Source organism: Priestia sp. SIMBA_032 (assembly GCF_046535215.1).
GTDB classification, from domain to species: domain Bacteria; phylum Bacillota; class Bacilli; order Bacillales; family Bacillaceae_H; genus Priestia; species Priestia aryabhattai.
Genome location: NZ_JAWRXD010001342.1, coordinates 1 through 245, shown reverse-complemented (window position 1 = coordinate 245; position 245 = coordinate 1). Strand labels below are relative to the sequence as shown.

1 protein-coding gene is annotated in these 245 nt (G+C 70.2%); it reads left to right on the top strand.

The window, feature by feature from the left end; translation table 11 throughout:
- Window positions 1-42 precede the first annotated feature (42 nt).
- A partial coding sequence (locus SB717_RS38675; protein ID WP_410908542.1) for a hypothetical protein occupies window positions 43-245 on the top strand: 203 nt, incomplete at its 3' end.

Sequence of the window (245 nt, the reverse complement as noted above, 5' to 3'; positions counted from 1 at the left end):
CTCCGCGCCACGGGAGGTCGGTGGTCAGATCGAACGGCCTGCGTGCCTCCGACCTCAGGTTCGACTCCGCGTGAGCGTCCGGCAGCGGCCGCGGTGTCAGCATGCCGGTCAGCCGATTCCGGATCTGGTCGAGCGGCAGTAGCTGCGGCTGCGGGAGCCCGCCGTGGTCGATCAGTACCGTGCGCAACACCTCGTGCCGGGCGACCACATCCATCAATGCGTCGACCGCGGCCCGCGGTGTTGCC